Raw genomic sequence first — 19,119 nt, 5'->3', positions numbered from 1 at the left:
CTAGAGAGTCGGTCAGGATGTATGTTTAACCGGCTTTCGTTTGAGAACTGAACAATTGTTACGGGATTTTCATTGCTATCATGGCCAGCTCTGCTTCTCGTCTCGGCGAAATTTTCCTCCATCGTGGCGATCTGTCAAAAGCGCGCGAGTGCTATGAACAGGCTACCGCAGAGGCAAGACGGCTGGAATCACCCAAGGCTTTGTCAGATGCTTTGGGTAATCTGGGAAATGTCAGCGCCTTGTTAGGACTCTATGAACAAGCCGAGGCCTGTTATCGAGAAGTCCTGGAAATTCAACGAACCTTGCAAGAAGGGCATGCGATCGGGGAAACCCTGGTGAATTTAGGAAGTCTCAAAGCCGATAGGGGTGAACCGGAAACGGCTCACGCGTTCTATTTGGAAGCTATAGATTATTTGACCCCTTTAGGCCATGACCGGGCGTTGGGAATTTTATATAGCAATCTGGCCCTGCAAGAATTGAAGTTACATCGGTCCGAACCTGCCATTCAAGCCTTTCATACGGCCTTAGACTACCACCGCAAAGTCGGAAATGAAGACGGCCTGGCTACCACCTATGGGCAACTTGGAAAAACATTTTTTCATCTGGGCAATCTTACACGGGCCGAGGCCTGTCTCAATAATGCGACTGAACATTTCATCAAGCTGGGACATAGTACGGGGGAGGCAGGAGCCTTGCGTCTACTGGCTGCCGTCTACATTGAGCGAAATGATCACTTCTCGGCGATTCGCTGCATGGAGCGTGTCGTGCAAATCGATCTGACCTATCGGCTCCCACAGTATGAGGATGATCGCCAACGATTAACCTGGTTGCGTAGTTCCTAAGCAGACTCACGGAAAAAAAGCTCTCCATATTGTTGGAAGGTGTATGAGGATCTGAACTTGCACGCCATGAGCGCGGGCCTCAAAGGCAGGACATGACATGACCCGGATACCCCGATATGCTTTTTAACTTTTCCGTTCAACAAAATAGGATCGCAGATTGCCGATTTTGACCATCACCACGTTATGTTCCCGTTCAGGCACTTTAAATTCTTTGAGTGTCGCAGCCGAATGGTTAACCAGGATATCGAACTCCGTGTTGGTGATTCTCAAACCCTTATGGGTCGGTTCTAGTGGTCGAATGATCTTCTGGCAGGGTTCCCCTTGTGAAAGCACAAGAGGTGTTAACTTTTTTGGCGTAATTGATTCCGGATGTCAGTTCCCATTCCCACAAAAAACCGACCGACCACCGGGTCGTCCCAAGCCTTTATCAAAAGAACATCAATGACGGCGGAGATGGCATCATTGCCTCCCAGACGGTCAAATAGGGATTTTTCTGTATTGGCAAAACTGAGATGCTGAATAACTCAACGGATTTTCCAGATCCTCTACATAATCGTGGCACGGTATATTTTGCAGGATGTGTTCCCATTTCATTGCGCAATAGAGCGTGTTCTGACACCGCCCATGGAGCCTGAACACGTTGGTATGATAAATTGACCTCTTCCTCGTGGCCAGCATTGGGCAACGTTCACACAAAAATGGCTCTCATTTGACTAAGAGTTAGGGCGCAAGAATGGAAAACAATCGAGAGTACATAACGTCGAAGCGCACATCCTCAGGTCAGGGCGTGAGTGTGAGCATCACTCCGGATACCTCAATGCACATGCTATCGCAGCATGAAGTTGAGAAGCTCAGGGAGACCAGTGAGGGCGGCCTTCATGAAATTTTCAGAAGCAGTGCCTTAGCGGTTCTGACGAGTGGCAATGATACGGACGACACGAAAGCATTTTTCGCGCGCTATGCAGATTTCGACATTGCCTTGGAGCAACGGGATCGCGGAGTGAAGCTTGAGCTCATCAATGCTCCGGCCAGTGCGTTTGTGGATGGGAAGATTATTCAAGGGATCAAAGAGCATCTCTTTTCGGTGCTACGTGACATCATCTATGTCCATAACGAAATCCATCACAATAAAAAATTTGATTTAACAACATCCAATGGGATCACCAATGCGATTTTCCATATCTTACGGAACGCCGAGATCATTCATTCTGTTGATGATCCACATTTGGTGGTGTGCTGGGGAGGCCATTCGATCAGCGAGGTGGAATATCGTTACACGAAAGAAGTGGGACATCAACTAGGTTTGCGTTCCATGGATATTTGCACGGGTTGTGGGCCAGGGGCGATGAAGGGACCGATGAAGGGAGCCACGATCGCTCACGCGAAACAACGTATCAAAAACGGGCGATATTTGGGCATTACGGAACCGGGCATCATTACGGCTGAAGCCCCGAACCCCATTGTGAATGAACTGGTTATCATGCCGGATATTGAAAAACGCCTTGAAGCGTTTGTGCGTGTCGGACATGGGTTTATCGTATTTCCCGGCGGGGCGGGGACCTTGGAAGAGATTCTGTACCTCCTCGGCGTTCTGTTGCACCCAAACAATAATGAGGTGCCCTTTCCGCTTATCTTTACCGGCCCCAAAGGCAGTGCCAGCTATTTTGGAACGATTGATACCTTTATCAAGCAAACGCTCGGACCTCAAGCCGCGCAACGATATCAAATTATCATTGACGATCCTCAGCGTGGGGCCTATGAAATGACAACAGGCATACAACGCGTACGGGAATTTCGAAAACGGACCCATGACGCCTTCTATTTCAACTGGCATCTAACCATCGACCATGAATTTCAAAAACCGTTTGAGCCCACACATGAGTCGATGGCGCAATTGAATCTCCATGTCGACCAACCCATCCATATGTTGGCCGCGAATTTGCGTCGGGCATTTTCAGGAATTGTCGCCGGCCATGTGAAGTCCCAAGTGCTCAATGCTATTGAAAAAAATGGGCCATTTACCATACACGGGGATTCAATGATTATGAAACTCATGGATGAACTCCTGCAATCCTTCGTCAATCAGCATCGCATGAAAATTGATCAACAGAACTTCAAGCCGTGTTATGAAATTATCGCGTAGTCGTCGCGTGGCATGATTCGCTGTTCGAATGGTAAGTGGTCTCTGAAATTGAAGTAGAGCGTTCCCCCGTTATTTGCAGGCAGATCCAGGAAGGAATTGCAGAGAAGGATTTATCGCATTTGGACTCATACTGGGTTGACGAATGCTCCTCACCATTTTCCTGGTTTTCCCGATTATCCCCCTCAATCATGCCAGGTATTCCCAAATAGCATGCAGTCGTGGTTTTCTTGCGAAAAGAGATACTCGGTAGTCAAATCGCCCGCCCTTCCCATACTTTTCTGTGATGACGCTATTGGTCAAATAATCCATGCCAAGAGGTTGGCGAGAGATATGAGAGGAAATGCCTATATGTCGAGAATCATCCGGGTCATTTATTAAGAGAGGCTTTTAGGGCATGTGGTTCAGTCTATCTCATATCATTTGATAATCTGCCTAGCGTCATTGATCGAGTATGGTTCCTCCATTCTCGTATTCCCTTTGAGATACATCTACTTCTTCTTGGGCTTTCCCTTTGTGAATAGGACGAAGAATTCTTTTCAACGGAATGCATGCAAAAGTGATCTCTGTACGAAAGAAAAAAATACCATGTCAATGGATAAAATATGGATTCTAAATGCGGACAAGCCCAATGACTATTCACGTTTTCCCAGTTTATTTTCGTTTGAAACTGTAGGGATTTTCATGTGCTTTCGTAGGGTCTTCCCTACGCTACGCCTGGAAAAAACAGGATCAACAAAAAATAAACCCTCGAGGCGGAATTTGCGTTCTTGACTTAAGTTATGCCCTAGAAAACGATACTTCCCTACTCCGCCCGCTGATTTTGGCCTGGCTTTTGCCTTATAGGAAACAGTATGGGATGGAAAATATGGTTATGAATGGGTTTCATGTTCCTATTATCTCATTCATTGCTATAGAAGAGGAAATGATTTTTCGGGAGACCCCTACTTGAGTTTGCGGCGTTCCCGTTTTTAAAAGATAAAAAGACCTGACAGGAATGAACGGTTACTCGATCTCAGCTTGCTGGGGAATATTTATTCAAACTAACAAAGGAGAGCTGGTATGAATTCCATGGCAACGAGTTTACAGAAATTGAGTGTGCTGCTAGTGATTCCGAGTCTATGTGGCTTGGGACTTTTTTCTGTGGTACATGCGCAAAATGTTAATGCCCAACCTCAGAAAGTTGAATCCCAACATATGCAGAAGGAATTGATTGGGCCGAATCTTGAACCCTTTGCTGGAGCCTACAAGGAAATTTCCCAGATCCATACGTCCTACAAGGAGCGAATCATCCAGGCAGGTGACCCCACCAAAAGTGAAGCTCTTCAAGAAGAGGCCAACCGGAAGATGAGTCAGGCCGTGACAGATCATGGATTGACCATCAAGGACTACAATACAATTTTTCAATCAATTCAAAATGACCCGGCCCTCAAGGAAGAATTCATGATGGTACTGAATCGAACGCAATAAAAGAATGTCCTAATCCCCGCTCTACTCGATTTTTTAATAAAGAATAATATCTCAAACGACATACAATCCGGTTTCTCAGAGTGGGAGAGGCCAAAGGGGCAATTGGGGAGGGAGCAAATGTCAGCAATGTATCAGATTCTTGCACAAACAGCGGCCTTGATTATGTTGCTTGTCAGCAGTGGATGTTCGGACTCATCCACTGACCCTGCTTCCCAAGAGCCTAAGGTGGATCAGTCAGGATTTACCGCAAGCCTATCCGGATCTGTGAGTGGTGAAGTGTCGGGGGCAGGTGTGGTGACCTACCTGCCCCCCAAGGAAGGAGACCCCGTGACTGGAGTGCGCCCCGGTTACTTTTTGGTTGCGAATCTCAATTCAGATAGGAATGACAAAAGAGAGTTTCTCATAATTTTTCGAGTCCCTGGTGAGGCACAGCCCGGCGATTATGATTTGGTGACACCCGATCCGTTGAGGGTGGGTGAAAATTTTGAGGTGCAGGTTGAAATGGTAGAAGAGGGAAGATCCATTTCATACCAATCCAATACCGAGGGGACCATTACTCTAGAGGATTTCGCTCCCAACAGTTCCGGTCCCGGTGATAGTAATATTACCGGAACGTTTCAATTTGTGACGGAAAGCAGCGAAGGGGGACAGATTTCAGCCACGGGCACGTTTGATTTGCCTTTGGGTAAGAGGGTCGTATTTCAGGAGTCAGCCTATTCCGGGAAGGATGTGTCGAAGGGCTGAGGGGAATGCCCCATTGACGCCTGTTTGAAAAATGAGAAGGCGGACCTGTATGGAGGTTGAGGGCCAACATGGGTTTTAAATTGTCTCTGTGGTTGAGTTCCTCCAGAGCGACGGTAGATGAGTGTGGGATCGCTATTTCGTTTAGCCACTAAACCTTTCGTGACCGACCCATTCCTGTCCTGTTGATGAATGACATCTTCGCGTTGTGATGGTCTCTCTAATCCAGGATTCCTCCCCGTTTCATGTCTAACAGGGTGTTGAAAGTTGGCCAGCTGCGTTCCCTGCCTTCGCCGGAGTGGCTACGCGCAAGCCGGTCGGCTCTGCGTCGTGCTCACGTATTCCTTTGTACGCTCAGCCCGCCAAAATGCCTGGGGCCTTGCTGGACGGGCCCGTTTGAACATCCTGCCGTTGGTGGCTAAAGTCTCTGAAGTGTTGAGTCAATATAGACCTTTGCAGGTTTTTGAGTTTTAGCAGGCTGCTAGCTTTTAATTGGCAATTTTGGCACAGTTCAAATAAAGGATTTCCGCCACAAGCCGCCGGGAAAATGAGGATTCAACACTTTTTTTTCTCATTAGAATCCAGCAATCGCGATGTCTGTGGTCAAACTTCAAAGAGCGTTCCTTCTCCTCGATAAAGGATGCATCGTAGGATTCGCCTTCCCCTCCATCGACGCCTTTTACAGGCAAATTGTAAACGTCATCGTTTGGGATCATTCTGTGGCGATGGACCTGTTTTCAGTCACATGGCGACATAGGTTCAGTCCATAACAAGTCTCAGCTCATGCCAAAGATTATTCCTGGACCCAACATAGAGGTGGTGTTACCTCCCAATTTGAACCATACATACTTCGCCGAGGCCAGCCAACATCCATTCCGATTTAGGTCCCAAAATTTTCAATTGGTGAATGCGTGGTGGTTGGCGGAAGCCGCCTTACTGGCGTATGCCGAAAATGAATTTGCTATTCCTCAATACACTAAAGCCGGCTTAATCGTGGAAGGCAATCAGCCCTTTAGCAATGGTGGAAGTACCCAGTGCTATGTGGCCCATACACAGGATATTGTGATTGTGGCATTTCGCGGCACGCAGGTGCTGAAGCCGGTAGGAGGTAAGCTCCCTGGTGAGATCTGGCGTCAGGTAGTCAAGGATTTGTGGACGGACGGGAAATTTCTGTTAATCGTATCTGGTCAAGGTGGGTCTGTGCATGAGGGTTTTAAAAAGGCATTGGACGAAGTGTGGGACCCTCTCAAGGCGTATTTACATGGATTGAAAGAGGAAAAGCCAACTCGAACTTTTTGGTTTACCGGCCATAGTCTTGGCGCGGCTCTGGCGACATTAGCTGCCGACCGCTATGGTGATGTGCAAGGGGTCTACACCTTTGGGTCTCCGTTGGTAGGGGATGAGAGTTTTGCGAGGGATTTCTATGTCAGTGGGTATCGCTTTGTGAACAATAATGATGTGGTTGCTCGAATACCACTCTGGGGTCCCAATGCGTTGAACCTGATGAAGTGGGGTCGTTATGAACATGTCGGTCTCCTTAAATACATCGATGAAACTGGTAAGCTTTTCGATAATCCCTCTATGTTGGAAAGGGTACAGCGTGGTGTGGGAGGCCAGGTTCAACTTCTTCGTGAGGTGATGAGTCAATGGTCCAATGGCGAGTTTAGTGACATACCCATTGATTGTTTCAATGATCATGCTCCCCTGTATTATGCCCTTCGTATATGGAATTGTTATGAGCAGGAACTCCAAGGTGGCTAGGAGTCAATTTCCACCAGGGTTCCAACGTGAATGCGGTATCTGTAACTTTATTCCATCATGGGAAGCACATTGAATGGGTCAGTCACTCCTGTTGGATATTTATATTTCTCGTTTCGTTATAAATGAAACCTATGCCTCTCTCTTCACGACGACAAATCGGCTATCCAAGTCAGGGTGGCTGAGGGGAAATCCATTCATTTGGCCAGCCACAGCCTGACCGTTTGGGAATTCCGCGAAGAATAAGTGTGGAAGCCGAGGGGAAATTCGGATTTGGATACTGTATTTCCAGCGTGTTTTCGACACTGTACTTTCATGCCAGGAAGGGATGGCTTTCTTGCAGAACCCTGAAAATGCTAAAGAAAAAGACCTTCTCGCCTCAATTGCCTCAGAGCCAGGCTTATCTTTAGTCAAATTTTCCGTTCCCTCTTCCTGGAATTGGCTATCTTCTTCCCTTCTCTTGTGCTAGTTTGAATGAACTTAACGCCTAGGGCTTGGCGATGAGCAATCAAATTACCAAAGCCCGTAACCGGTGTTGTTTTGCCCGAGAGATTACTCGAAAAGTGTCTGTCCACTGTCGCATGAATGCAGCGTCCGCGGCCTACTCCTTCTCCAGGTTTTACCCTTTCTCGAGCCTAAGACAATATCATTTTTCAAAAGGAGGACCCCCATGGGTTCAAAATTGTATGTAGGTGGTTTGCCGTATTCCGCGACTCAAGCAGAATTAACCGACTTGTTTTCGGCACACGGCACCGTCGAGTCAGCCAATGTCATCAGCGACAAGTTTACCGGCCAATCGCGCGGGTTCGGATTTGTCGAAATGTCTTCGGGAGAGGAAGCGCAAGCCGCGATTTCAGCCCTGAATTCTACCGAGTTTGGTGGCCGCACATTGACGGTCAACGAAGCTAAACCCCAAGCTCCACGAACGGGTGGTGGAGGGTATGGCGGCGGCGGTGGAGATTTTGGCGGCGATAAACGTCGCAGCCGGTTCTAACCAGACCACCAATACGTTTCATAAAAGGGAGAGGTCAATACGATCTCTCCCTTTTTTTGTCAAAATTCAGCAGTTTGAATGTATGGTCAAATCCAAATATGCCACATTGGACCTGGGGAGCGTGGATCGTCTAGAAAAAGAATAGTATGATGCCCGACATTTAGGCCACTTGTTTTATGGGTCTGTTGAAAAAAGCCGCCAGCGGCGTTCTCGCCATTTTTCCGTGCTCACGTACTAAGCAGCGTACGCTCCGTGCGTAAAAACGGCTGCGGCCTTGCTGGACGGACTTTTTTGAACCGACCCGGAGCCTTTGATGAGTAATCTAATCCTGGGCAAATTTTCCCTTGAAAATCTTTATTATTCAACACTTCATTTATAGGACAGGGCTTGGATCGAGTGCATGGATATGAACTGAATAAAGAGTTGATACCAGGCCGTATTCGAGCCAGGATAGTACTCATCTCTCAATGACCATGCCAAATCGGTTGCATGTATGAACAATGCCCCATCGCCACCGTCTGTCAACATGAAGGTCATGACTTCTTTCCCATCAAAAATGCCACGGGTGTTTGTCCTCCCGTATGCCGTTGCGATCTTTCTCAGTGCCTTTCTGCTGTTTCAAGTAGAGCCCATTATCGCCCGGTATATTCTTCCCTGGTTTGGAGGCACCCCGGCGGTCTGGACGACGTGCATGCTCTTCTTTCAGGTCTGTCTTTTGGTCGGGTATGCCTATGCCCATCTTCTCGCAAGCCACCTCTCCCCCCGGCACCAGGCGCTGGTTCACCTGAGTCTGGTGGTGTGTTCTCTGGTCTTTCTCCCTATCACCCCAGGGGAGGGATGGAAGCCGGATGGCACACAAAATCCGATGCTGGCGATTCTTTTTCTTCTCCTGGTGACCATTGGGGTGCCGTTTCTCCTCATCTCGGCTTCGGGCCCTCTCCTGCAACATTGGTTTAATCGAGTCCATCCCACTGTCTCTCCGTATCGACTTTTCGCCTTATCGAATCTTGGCTCACTTTTGGGATTGGTCTCCTATCCTTTTTTTATCGAGCCGCAACTGGGTTTGCATACGCAGACCCTCTTCTGGTCGGGCGGGTACGGCCTATATGCGGTCATATGTGCGTGGGGTGCCAGGCCGCTGTTTCGATTAGCCACAAAGAGCGGATTCTCAGAAAATCTTGAGTATGGACCGGCCAAGAAGCCGGGTTTGCCTGAGAGCCTTCTGACCCTCGCTCTTGCAGCTTGCGGATCAGTGGTCCTCCTCGCAAGCACGAATCAGATTTGCCGGGATATCGCGGTTATCCCTTTTCTTTGGGTTCTCCCGCTGGGTCTCTACCTTATTTCTTTCATTCTTTGTTTCGATCACCCGCGATGGTACCACCGACGAATCTGGGTACCCGTGTTGCTGGTATTGCTCTCCGGGGTTGTCTACCTGCTGCATCAGGAATATGCGGAAACGGAGATCAATATCTACCTCCAGATTTTCATCTATTCGGCGGTCCTTTTTGCCTGTTGCATGGTGTGCCATGGCGAACTGGTTCGCTTGAAGCCTCCCGCCAGATTTCTCACATCCTTCTATCTCATGGTCGCGTTAGGGGGAGCGTTGGGTGGGGTGTTTGTCAACCTGGTCGCACCCGTTCTTTTTCAAGGATACTGGGAATTTCATTTTGGGCTGGTGGCCACGATGATGCTTCTGGGAATCTGCCTGTTTCGGACGAAGGATCCACTCAGATCGCCACTCATCTTCTGGTCAGAAAGAGTTGTGTTTGTTGGGGGAATTGCCACTCTTATAGGTTTTCTGGCACTGCATATTCACGAGCAGCAAGCGAGTACTATCCTGACATCGCGTAATTTTTATGGTGTCCTGCGAATAAAGGAGACGGACCAAGGGACGAAGTCCGCCAGCCGTTTCCTCTATCACGGTCGCATCAACCATGGCCGGCAATTCCTGACTCCCTCCCGGCACTCGTATCCCACTGCCTATTACGGGCCTTTCAGTGGAATCAGCTTAGCCATCAGCCGTCATCCTCAACAACTGAAGTTGAACACGCTCAAGGACAGAAAAGGGCAAGGGGGCTTGCGGGTTGGGAACATCGGGTTGGGGGTTGGAACCACCACAGTGTATGCCCGGCCCGGCGATATGTATCGATTTTATGAAATCAATCCTGAGGTGGATCAAATGGCCAGGGAGTACTTCACGTTTCTCAAAGATGCCAAGGGATCCCAGCAGATTGTCCTTGGAGATGGACGAATTTCTCTCGAGCGGGAATTGGAGAACGGACATCGACAACAGTTCGATATTTTAGCGGTGGATGCTTTCAGTGGGGACGGCATTCCGGTTCACCTGCTGACGAGGGAGGCCTTTGCTCTCTACTGGGAGCATTTACAACCCGACGGGATTCTCGCCCTCCATGTCTCGAATCGCCACTTTGACTTCAGCCCCGTGGTCCGGGCCCTGGCCCGAGAGTTCGGCAAACAGGCGCTCTGGATCAAGGACGTGGCCGACCCTGAGAAAGGGAATAGCTATAGTGATTGGATCCTGGTCACGAACAACCAGGCGTTTGTAAAAGACCCCTTCGTCAACTTCCGGATTGCACCCTGGCGATCACTCGAAGAAATCCTCTGGACAGACGACTACAGTAATCTTTTTCAAGTAGTAGCGCCTTGACCTGTCCTCTGGCAGGATTTTCCATTTGCCTCATGATTGCGGGTGATTGATCATGTCAGAGCATGGTTCACAGATCCCTTCCAATACCGTATTGGTGCTTCGATCAAATTCTTTTTGACTGTACTCTCCTCTCCCTACTTCAAAGAGCCCGGTTTCCAGGCTGAATATTGCTTCTCTGTGAAACCTGTCAGCTCACGGACAAGCTCAACTATCACAATCTTTTGGAGATGAGGAATGCCGGGAGTGCCCTCTCTACGATTTACGGCGTTTGAAGAGCATTATTAACCATCCCGACAAAATCTGAAAAATTGTACGGTTTGTTGAGTACAGCCAGAGCTCCCGCCTCATTGGCCTGTTGGTACATCTCGTCGGTGACATTTCCCGAATACAGAATGAAAGGGATAAGGCCAAAATTTGGGTTGCCCTTTACCTGGAGGAGTAAATCCATGCCGGTCATGACCGGCATGTGGTTATCGGAAACGATGAGATCTATGCTCGGTCCTTGCTCCAATTTAGCTAGGGCGACGGCTCCGTGTTCGGCTTCCTCGCAGGCATACCCATGATGCTCAAGAAAATGCTTCATGGCTTTCCTGGCCATCTCATGATCATCGACAAGAAGAATGCGTTTCATGAGGGACGACCTGTTCCAGAAAGGTGAAGACCTTTCTATCCTTAATGAAGCAAAGACCGAATCTCCCCGATCGGAGTGAGCTTTACCGGAACGGGATTACTGTATTCTCTTCTTTCAATAATTTCAAAGGAGCTGTGAGGGCGGAGTATGGCAGCTTTAACACATGCAGACTTCCCGCAGATGGGATAAGTGTCCAAACCTGGCTCTCAGCGCAATAACATGTTGTAATATTGTGACTTTTGGCATGACTCATAAACGTTAAATGCCAGGTCCCCATTCGTCTCTGAGAAGGTCGGATGAACAAACCTGTCTTTTTCGTTTTATTCCCATTCGATTTTCTCTCCCGATTTCTTGAGAAGATGTTGATTATTAAGCTGGAAGGAGTAGTATTTCACATCTTCCCTAGGTCGAATGTGGTTGGGAAGATTGTTGTTTTCAAGATGATCTGTTTGTCCAAAAATGGCGTTCATTTTTCTTATCGCCACTATAAGGGCTAAGCTCACCCCTCTGTTAATCCGACGTCATGGAGTTCAATGAACCATGCGCGTTCGATTCTGGGGCACACGAGGCTCCATAGCCAAAGCGGGTCCAAGCACCGTTCGTTACGGCGGCAATACGTCCTGTGTTGAGGTGCGCTCCGACTCAGGAACGCTGGTCGTCATCGATTGCGGAACAGGGGCCCATGGTCTTGGCCAATCGCTGGTGGCCGAGGTCATACAACCCCTACGCGGTCATCTGCTAATCAGCCACACGCATTGGGACCACATTCAGGGCATTCCTTTCTTCGCGCCGTTGTTCGCATCCGGTAATGAGTGGGACATATATGCACCCCACAGCCTGAGGGAGTCGATTCGAGATACGCTTGCTGGACAGATGCAGTACACCTACTTTCCGATGACCATTGAAGCGCTTGGCGCAAGCATTACCTATCACGACCTGGTGGAGGGCATGTTCGAGGTCGGTGACATCACCGTTCGGTCTCGCTATCTCAATCACCCGGCTTTGACGCTAGGCTACCGACTTGACGCTGACGGTGTTTCGATTGTGTACGCATGCGATCACGAACCCTTTTCCCGCAAGTCATCGACTGACCGGATCGAGGTCGGCGAGCAGGACCGTCAACATGCAGAGTTCATGCGGGGAGCTGATCTGGTCATTCACGACGCCCAATATATCGCTTTGGAATATGCCGAGAAGATCGGTTGGGGCCACAGTCCGGCTGAGTATGCGATTGAATTATGTCATGCCGCCGAGGTCAAGCAATTAGCGTTGACCCATCATGATCCGACGCGCGATGACGAAAGTCTGGATCAGATTGTCCATGCGATGAGGGCTAGATTGAAATTGACGAACAAGCCTCTTCATGTGTTCGCGGCTGCAGAAGGGGAGACCATTAAACTAAAATCCAGAGCCGACAGAGAGACAACGAAGGGCACCAAAGAATTTTCAGCTGTTACCCCAATTGCGCCAGTTCTTTCAGAAAGTTTGATCTTTTTAGGCGCGACGGACGCTCAAACCGCTGAGGTGATTAAGGGTGCTGCAGAAGCTGAAGATGTGCGTTTGATTTCAGCGACACGTACTCAAAACGCAATACAAACCATAGAAGCAGAGCCACCATCGCTGGTCATCGTGGACGAGCAATCGGTAGGAGGTGATGCACTTGCTGTATGTCGAAGGGTGAAAGCATTAGGCACGCGCGTGACTCCCCAAGCACCTATTGTGGTGGTGGCTGACAGGGAAAATACAGCCTCGGCCTTAGCTGATTTTGCTACAGACTGGATGCTAAGACCTTTTTCACAGCCGTATGCCCGTACACGGATACGTGCATGGATTTTGCGAACCACCTGTCGATGGATTAGAGCGCAGTGGCCGGAAAATGAAGAAGCCCGACTAGCCGCTCTGGTAAAACTGAAGATTCTGGATACCGAGCCGGAAGAACGGTTTGATCGAATAGCCCGAATAGCTTCTGAAGCGTTCAATGTTCCAATCGCCCTTGTCAGTCTCATTGATCGCGACCGACAGTGGTTCAAAGCGTGTATTGGTCTCAACGTAAAAGAAACCCCGCGCGACATGGCGTTCTGCGCTCATGCCATCTTAGAAAATCGAGTGCTGATTGTTCCCGATACGTTCCTCGACACGCGTTTTGCCGACAACCCCTTGGTGACGGGCGAGCCGCGTATTCGGTTTTATGCCGGTTGTCCGCTCAGGCTACCCGATGGATATCTGATTGGCACCCTTTGCCTCATTGACTCACGCCCCCGCCATCTTGATGGCGGGAAGATCAACCTCTTGAGAGACCTGGGGAAATTGGTTGAGACGGAGCTTCTAAGGGGCCTGAAATAGACCCAGCGAAAGAGCCAATGGCTACGCTTAAATAAGAGAGGCGAGGGAATTGTCACGTAAACGAATATTCGACTCCGAATGAACAATTTGCCTGGACATCATCTGTTGATGGGTCAGGGATCGGGATCCAAGTTCCAGGCGTTGCCGGAACCAAATCTGAGTTAAGTTGAGAATGCCCAGCAATCTTATCACAGAGTGTCAGGTCCCTATAATACCTTTGTCGGAAGATATGCCGGTTTCAATAACACCGCTGGTGCCCTCAACATTTTCCTTGGATACGGGACTGGCTACAACATGTCCACCGGAATTTACAATACCTTCATGGGAGATTATGTCGGCTACACCAATCAGTGGGGGAGTTCCAATGTCTTTAATGGCTATCGGGCAGGGTATACCGCGACCGGTTCCAACAAGCTCTATATTAATAATTCTCAAACCACGAGTCCCCTCATTGACGGCGATTTCTCATCCAATGACCTTACTTTTAACGGGGATGTCAATATCACAGGTAGTCTCACCAAAGGGTCAGGTGCATTTGTCCAGCCACATCCATCCGATCCCGCCAAAGAAGTGGTCTATGCCTTTTTCGAGGGTCCCGAGCATGCCGTCTTTCTGAGAGGTAAGGCTAGGCTGGTCGATGGACGCGCTACCATCGAGACGCCTGAACACTTTCGAGTTGTGGCCGGTAAGGATGAAGATATCACGGTGCAGTTCACGCCACGCTCCACGGACACGTTTGGCCTTGCTGCGATTGGCGTAACAAAAGAACACATTGAAGTGCGGGAGCTCAAAGGAGTAACAAGCACCTATGAGTTCGATTATTTCATCACGGCTAAGCGGGGCGGTTTTGAAGGGCATGCGCCAATCCAGCCGAACACCCACCTCACTGCAGACCAGAAACGAGCAGCGGATTTTGAAGACGCCTATGCGAAGAAAGATGATCTCACGATTAAGACTATGAGAATGCTATTGATCTCCAATGGCATCCTGACCCGGGAGGGGAAGCTGAATAGAGAAACAGTTGCCAAGCTCGGCTGGACGTTGAAAGAAGTCGATGTGGCCGCGCATAGACCATAGCACGGTATTGTCAACCTCACGAAAATTGAACAGGCCTTTCATCCGACGATTTTCCCTTAAAAGGTCAGAGGAGATTATTGACGGTATCCGAGTCTGGCTATTGGCTCCTCCACGACCGGGTCAAAATTCAAAGCTGTGGCTGCAGAGGGAATTTTCAAGAAGGAGTTGTTGGCTCATATGGAATTTCACCAGAAGGGTATTCGCGGCCCATTGAAGTAAGGAATATTAAGGTAAAGGCCGCCGGGATTATTGAGAAAAGCCAAATGTTTTAACGCGGAGGATGTCTTTTTGAGGACACGATTGTATCCCGAAAACATGCGCAATCTTTCATTTCTTCCTAGCGAAAAAGCCTCCTGAATATTGTTCCGAGAAGGGGGCCAAGCGAGCCCGATTTGTCATATTGTCCTCCCTCCATCGTGTTCCCTGAGATCGGACATCGTTCGCACCTTCCAGCAAGCCAGCTTTGGGTTTAAAACATTTGGCTCATAGCCTATACTATCTCGTCTTTAGCTGGTGTAGCGCGAAACACACATTCATTAGCCGGCAAGGCTCCGGACGGCGTTTACACACAATGCACGGGTGAAGGGTTGAAATTCTGAACAGGTGACCCCCAATTTCCTATGACATACGCCGCGCAGGAATCACAATTTAATTTCCATCATGTCAAGGGAGATGTTCTCGGTGGGTTGACCGCTGGAGTGGTGACCTTACCCTTGGCCCTGGCCTTTGGCCTTCAATCCGGACTGGGAGCGGTTTCCGGGCTGTATTGTGCAATTCTGCTGGGGGCCATTGCCATTCTTTTTGGCGGCACGCGCACGCTCATCAGTACTCCAACCGGCCCCATGACGGTGGTCGCCGCGTTGACTGTGTCTCAAGCCATCAGTATCGCCGGGAGCTTGGAATTGGCCCTTGGGACGATCATCGGAATATTCATCTTAGCGGGTGTGGTGCAAATCGTCTTCGGACTTCTCAAAATTGGCGGCAATATCAAATATATTCCCTATCCGGTCCTTTCCGGATTTATGACCGGCATTGGGATTATTCTGATCTTATTTGAAGTGTTTCCGTTAATGGGCTTGTCGGCGCCCTCCACCATCTATGGAGTGTTTACGGGGGCGGCGCAGGCTTTACGCGACATGAATATCCAAGCGCTTGCGTTGGGGGGCCTGACCCTGGTGATTCTGTATGCGGCCCCTAAGGTCAGTACCACCATTCCGGCTGCGCTGATGGCCTTGTTGGTTGGAACCTTCCTGGCACTGGCGACCGGTTTGTCTGTTCCACTGATTGGGGAGGTGTCCCAGGGCTTGCCTTCCTTTCAATTTGAACGGTTATTGAATGTGGACGTTTCCCAACCGTCATTTATCATCACCGCCGCGCTGACCCTTGGAGCCTTGGGATGCATCGACACCCTCTTGACCGCCGTCATTGTCGACAAAATTACCGAAACCAAGCATCAGAGTAACCGGGAATTAATTGGTCAGGGTATGGGCAATGTGGCATCGGCGCTCTTTGGTGGATTACCCGGTGCGGGAACGACCATGTCGTCGATCGTCAATGTAAAGGCTGGAGGTCGTACACGGCTCGCCGGGGTGGTTTCCAGTCTTTTTCTGCTGACTGTGCTCTTAGGCCTGGGTGCATATGTTCAATTTGTGCCCATTCCCGTTCTGGCGGCCATACTCATTACTGTCGGTTTGGACATTATCGACTATAAGGGGCTCAAGGAAGTGGTGAAAGTGGACCGGGCTGAAAGCGCCATCCTCTTCATCGTGTTGTTTCTGACCGTGTTTGTCGATTTGATCACAGCCGTCGGAGCAGGGATGACTCTCTCCGTCTTTGTGTTCATGAAAAAAATGGGGGACATCGGAGAAGAAAAAATTGTCCTGTTTCCCCTTCGGTCGCTAAAAATTCGAAAACCTTGCGACCTGAGGGAAGAGTTTGTCTTACCACAGGATTATTTAGATACCGTGTATATCAAAACATTTACCGGTCCGGTTTTCTTCGGCTTTTCTCATTTTTTAATCGATAATGTTAAACAATTACCCACGGTCAACATTCTGATTTTTGAGATGAATCGCGTACCGTATCTCGACCAATCAGCCGCACATGCCCTGGAATTAGTCTTTGAATACATGCAAAAGCGGGGTATTCGAGTCCTGTTGGCCAACATTAACCCTCAACCATTAGAGATGCTCCGCGCGGTTGATCTGACGCCAAGAATCGTTCCGGAACACCATATTTTTGAAGATATTTTTGATTGCGTACGATGGCTGGAGGAAGAGTTTGTCTCAGACAAAACGACCTTGAATCCACGGGTGATTTAATTCTAGGGAGTCGATTCCAAAATGAAGGTGTCGGCAAGGAAATGACAACGCTCACGAACCACAACCGCATTTTGTAAGGATCGCAGGTACCCTATGCTAAAACCCTTTTTAAACTTTTCCGGTTTTTCGATCCCGATCGTTGGCTATGTCGTTCTGATGGTCGGCGTTTCCCTGGTCATTTCTCTCGTGGATGGCATGTTGCCGTTGGGTGTGTCAATTGGCGAAGCCTATACCATTTTGGTCTTAATGGGCTTCATGGCAAAAGACAAGCGGTTGATCTATGGCGGGGCAATTGCCGGGACGATTCTGACCTTAGAAGGGGCGTTTATTTCCGATCCTGGCGTGGCCTTATGGATGGCAGAAATCAATCGGGCGCTTTCTATCTTTGTCATCTGGCTGGTCGCCGTGTTTGCCCTAGGACAATTGCGGTTTATCGAAGAGCAGAAGGAATCGGAAAAAATGAAAATGGCCTATGAACTCTTGAAACAGGAAACGACTTTTCTGAAACTAAATCAGGAGATTGCTGTCTTATCTAATACCAATGACCCGGTAGAGGATGCGTTAAAAGGTGCCATGAAAATCATTTGCGACTATACGGGGTGGCCGGTCGCCCATCTCTATATTCGTGACGGCGATAAGGACCTCTTGAATCCAAGCAAAATTTGGATTTTGAGGGACTGGGGGAAATTCGAGACGTTTCGACAGGTGACAGAATCGACGAAATTTGCTCCTGGAGAGGGGTTGCCAGGTCGGGTGTTGGCCAGTGGAAAGGTGGCCTGGATTAAAAATGTGACGAAGGATCCCAATTTCCCTCGCGCCCGCCTTGCCAAGGAAATAGGCGTGAAGGCCGGCTTTGCCTTTCCCATCCTTATTGGACCGAAGGTGGTGGCGGTGATGGAGTTTTTCTCGGAAGAAGCGATGGAGCCGGACGGCAAGCTTCTGGACGTCATGGAAATCATCGGCTACCTGTTGGGTCGTATCTTTGAACGAGATCACGCCGGTCTCAAACGAGGCGAATATGAGGACCACTTGAGACGTCTCTACGGCCGGATCAAAGCGGTGCGGGAACTCGAAAACGTGCCGGGTGATCACAAGAGAACCGCCGAAGGCATTCATGACGAATTACGATAACTCGATTCTAAATGTCCCCGTTATAATACCCTGCCCTGAACAGAAGCTGGATTATCAGCTGCAAAACGGCCAGAATTGATACCAGTGTCGACATCTAAACCGATGTTCGCATTGGCGCAGCTGTGCCCCATATTCCCTGGCTTGCCAATCCACACGATTCGCGATACGCACGATCTTCGGCTTCCTCTTGTAGCTCCCACGCCGATAGCCCCCGCGACCTTCATGATAAGCGAGATACAGGCGCTTGGGATCCCATTTGGAAATGCCGAGCTCTCTGTTGCTTTTATGGTTGTACCAGCCGATGAAGTCCAGGGCGTCCTCCATGGATGAGCGGCTATTGAAAAAATCCCCGGCCTCCTCCTCATACTCCTCCCAGGTCTCGTCCTTAGCCTGGGCATAGCCCTCCGCCGACGATAGGGGTCCGAGGGGAATAAACAGGAACCAATCCCATGGGGGCGTGGCGTCGTGGTGAAACGCCGACTCCTGTTTGACGAAAGCCATGAGAATATGGGGTGGTGTGCCCCATTTTTCCTGGGATTCTTTGGCCGCATCGTACCACTCGGGGTATTGATCGAAAATGGTGCACAGATTCTCCTGATGTTTAGGGGGCATGGCCGCGCATCCCGCCAAGAGTGCGATGGCCATTGCAAGAAGACAAGGAATCATCCGCGTTGAATTCATATGGTTGCCTGGAATTTGGATTAAAATGGATATCTTGTGTAAGTGCAATTCGAACGCCACAGGGCATTCGACGAGTCAGTCGGGCGATTCCTCGGCATGGGTGCACAATCAAAAACGCTGACGATTGTCAGTGCCAGCTTTGTCGGTAGCAAAAGTCCTTTCCAACAATGGCGCCCCTCAACGACATCGTCAGGTTCAGCGTCCTTCATCTGACCCTCGCATGGTCTTTAAACGCATGGGGCTCACGATCGTCAGTATATCAATGGTGCGAATATTTTTTCGACGGCGAGATTGCGTGGTTCTATATCTTCCTTCCTTGTAT

General features: G+C 49.3%; 14 protein-coding genes. 11 read left to right on the top strand and 3 right to left on the bottom strand.

Annotated elements, in window-relative coordinates; all coding sequences use genetic code 11:
- Nucleotides 1-80: 80 nt before the first annotated feature.
- Entirely contained in the window at nt 81-842 is a 762-nt protein-coding gene (locus PQG83_RS14300) for a tetratricopeptide repeat protein (protein ID WP_312742355.1), read from the top strand.
- Nucleotides 843-965: 123 nt separating this feature from the next.
- Here the strand turns inward: PQG83_RS14300 and PQG83_RS14295 are convergent, their stop codons facing one another.
- Nucleotides 966-1,112, bottom strand: a complete 147-nt coding sequence (locus tag PQG83_RS14295) for a globin family protein (RefSeq protein WP_312742353.1) — start codon at nt 1,110-1,112, stop codon at nt 966-968.
- Between the two features lie 463 nt (nt 1,113-1,575).
- Here PQG83_RS14295 and ppnN point away from each other — a divergent pair, with 463 nt between their 5' ends.
- The 6 genes from ppnN to PQG83_RS14265 all read left to right on the top strand — a co-directional run bounded on the left by ppnN (nt 1,576) and on the right by PQG83_RS14265 (nt 10,613).
- Nucleotides 1,576-2,985 carry a nucleotide 5'-monophosphate nucleosidase PpnN gene (ppnN, locus tag PQG83_RS14290; protein ID WP_376753530.1) on the top strand — a complete coding sequence of 470 codons (1,410 nt, stop codon included), beginning with the start codon at nt 1,576-1,578 and terminating at the stop codon, nt 2,983-2,985.
- Between the two features lie 1,059 nt (nt 2,986-4,044).
- Nucleotides 4,045-4,452 (top strand): DUF4168 domain-containing protein, encoded by a 408-nt coding sequence (locus tag PQG83_RS14285; RefSeq protein ID WP_312742348.1) that lies wholly within the window; start codon nt 4,045-4,047, stop codon nt 4,450-4,452.
- Nucleotides 4,453-4,578: 126 nt separating this feature from the next.
- Nucleotides 4,579-5,196: a hypothetical protein gene (locus PQG83_RS14280; protein ID WP_312742346.1), complete on the top strand. Its 618-nt coding sequence runs from the start codon at nt 4,579-4,581 to the stop codon at nt 5,194-5,196.
- 780 nt (nt 5,197-5,976) lie between these two features.
- Nucleotides 5,977-6,954: a lipase family protein gene (locus PQG83_RS14275; protein WP_312742343.1), complete on the top strand. Its 978-nt coding sequence runs from the start codon at nt 5,977-5,979 to the stop codon at nt 6,952-6,954.
- Between the two features lie 667 nt (nt 6,955-7,621).
- Nucleotides 7,622-7,945: an RNA-binding regulator gene (gene rbp / locus PQG83_RS14270; protein WP_312645020.1), complete on the top strand. Its 324-nt coding sequence runs from the start codon at nt 7,622-7,624 to the stop codon at nt 7,943-7,945.
- Between the two features lie 535 nt (nt 7,946-8,480).
- Nucleotides 8,481-10,613: a spermidine synthase gene (locus tag PQG83_RS14265; RefSeq protein ID WP_312742341.1), complete on the top strand. Its 2,133-nt coding sequence runs from the start codon at nt 8,481-8,483 to the stop codon at nt 10,611-10,613.
- A 259-nt stretch (nt 10,614-10,872) separates the two neighbouring features.
- Here PQG83_RS14265 and PQG83_RS14260 read toward each other — a convergent pair whose 3' ends face one another.
- A complete protein-coding gene (locus PQG83_RS14260; protein ID WP_312742338.1) occupies nt 10,873-11,244 on the bottom strand; it encodes a response regulator in 372 nt (123 codons plus the stop codon).
- Between the two features lie 540 nt (nt 11,245-11,784).
- Here PQG83_RS14260 and PQG83_RS14255 point away from each other — a divergent pair.
- The 4 genes from PQG83_RS14255 to PQG83_RS14240 all read left to right on the top strand — a co-directional run bounded on the left by PQG83_RS14255 (nt 11,785) and on the right by PQG83_RS14240 (nt 18,116).
- Nucleotides 11,785-13,587 (top strand): GAF domain-containing protein, encoded by a 1,803-nt coding sequence (locus PQG83_RS14255; RefSeq protein WP_376753529.1) that lies wholly within the window; start codon nt 11,785-11,787, stop codon nt 13,585-13,587.
- 294 nt (nt 13,588-13,881) lie between these two features.
- Nucleotides 13,882-14,664: a hypothetical protein gene (locus PQG83_RS14250; protein WP_312742336.1), complete on the top strand. Its 783-nt coding sequence runs from the start codon at nt 13,882-13,884 to the stop codon at nt 14,662-14,664.
- A 620-nt stretch (nt 14,665-15,284) separates the two neighbouring features.
- Nucleotides 15,285-16,985: a SulP family inorganic anion transporter gene (locus tag PQG83_RS14245; protein WP_312742333.1), complete on the top strand. Its 1,701-nt coding sequence runs from the start codon at nt 15,285-15,287 to the stop codon at nt 16,983-16,985.
- 93 nt (nt 16,986-17,078) lie between these two features.
- Nucleotides 17,079-18,116, top strand: coding sequence for a GAF domain-containing protein (locus PQG83_RS14240; protein ID WP_312742330.1), 1,038 nt, complete (start codon nt 17,079-17,081; stop codon nt 18,114-18,116).
- Nucleotides 18,117-18,170: 54 nt separating this feature from the next.
- Here the strand turns inward: PQG83_RS14240 and PQG83_RS14235 are convergent, their stop codons facing one another.
- Nucleotides 18,171-18,797 (bottom strand): transglycosylase SLT domain-containing protein, encoded by a 627-nt coding sequence (locus PQG83_RS14235; RefSeq protein WP_312742328.1) that lies wholly within the window; start codon nt 18,795-18,797, stop codon nt 18,171-18,173.
- Nucleotides 18,798-19,119 lie beyond the last annotated feature (322 nt).

Source organism: Candidatus Nitrospira neomarina (assembly GCF_032051675.1).
Taxonomy (GTDB): domain Bacteria; phylum Nitrospirota; class Nitrospiria; order Nitrospirales; family UBA8639; genus Nitrospira_E; species Nitrospira_E neomarina.
This window is presented reverse-complemented; position numbering and strand designations above follow the sequence as displayed.